The sequence below is a fragment of the Microcystis sp. M53603_WE2 genome (assembly GCF_030065435.1).
This window is the reverse complement of record NZ_JASJFF010000117.1, coordinates 1-1,436: the sequence shown is the minus strand read 5'-3', so window position 1 is coordinate 1,436 and position 1,436 is coordinate 1. Positions and strand designations below refer to the sequence as shown.

Genomic DNA, 1,436 nt, shown 5'->3' with positions numbered 1-1,436 from the left:
GAGAATGCGATCATAAGTCACCCCTTGGTCAGCGAGGGAAAAAGCACCCCATTGACTTAAACCGATCCCATGACCGAAACCGCGACCATTGATGGCAAAAGTACCGTTATTAGCTGAAATCGTGAATAGGGTACTACGCAGCTCGAGTATTCGCCGTAATTGGGTATCAGAGATTAATTTAGAGCCTTGATCGCCCACTATACGCATTCTAATCACCCGTCCGTGGGGAGTGATCCTTTCGGGAGATAGCGATCGCACGCGACCGACACCACCGATTAAACGGCCTAATTCCCTGGCACTAAAGTTTTTTGACCATTGAAATACCGGGGCGACTTGATCGTAATCGACGACACCGCGCAGGTAGGGTAAGGGGGAATTCCAAACATCTTCGACATTTTCCGTATGACCCCCGGAGGAGGAGTGAAACACCGCTAGAATCGGTTTGCCGTTGAAACTCATAATTTGTCCGGCGGTGGCATTAACTGCCTCATGGGTGCTAGTAAACTCGCTTTCTAGACCCTTATAAACTTGGGTGCGGGTGGTAGTATCGAGATCGTAGATGCGATTACCAGAAGTATTCATTTGGTAGAGAGCATAGGTGCGCGCCGCCACAGATTGGGCTTTTAAGGCCTCTTGCGGCCAGGAGGGAATCGCCTCCGCACCGACGACACTATAGAGATATTCCTCTAAATCGACTAAATTTAGGGCTGTCACCCCAGAACCTTGCCGAATGATCCTTGTGCGTCCTCGATACCAGCGATCATTAATCCAGACGTAACCATCATTCTCCGGTTCGATGATCAATTGACTGGCCTGCCAATCGGCCAAACCCACCGCTTTTCCTCTGGGATTAGCATTGAGGGCATTCATGGCGGTCAATTCTCCTAGGACTCTGCCAGCCCCATCTTTCACCACAGCATCGGTGGAACTGCCCACGGAGACGGCGCTAACACCTTTACTGATGGCAATGCGTAACTCCACAGCAGCTTGGACTGGAGCGATAATCAAAGCCCAAAAAACTAGGACGAGCCAACTATGGGCAGGCAGGCGCTGCAGGTAACTGCCCAGCAGCCTTGCTGTGTGTTTATTGGTCATGGGGATCGGACTCCTCACACAATCGATCGATAATCAATTTTACCCGGACTGGGATTTTTTTGCTACTCCTGTTCGGAAAAATTTTTCCTCCGTCACTTTTTCCCGATTGTCTGACAATTTTTCTGTCCTCTGACCCCTGAATCGGCAAATTGCCTTATTTTGTCCGATTAATCGGGATTTATTCGGGTTAGTCGATTATTCTAATTAGGGGCTGCTGAAAAAGTTTTTCGTGGGGGCAGGGTGTGGGGTGTGGGGTGTGGGGTGTGGGGTTTTACCCATTTTCAGGTGGTCAATTACCTAATTTTCAGGGAAAAAATCCCTAAATTTTCCCCCCAATCACT

At 49.3% G+C, this 1,436-nt stretch carries 1 protein-coding gene; it reads right to left on the bottom strand.

The window, feature by feature from the left end; translation table 11 throughout:
* Window positions 1-1,095: SpoIID/LytB domain-containing protein (locus PX481_RS02840; protein WP_288093576.1), on the bottom strand; the 1,095-nt coding region annotated here is incomplete at its 3' end.
* Between the last annotated feature and the right edge of the window lie 341 nt (window positions 1,096-1,436).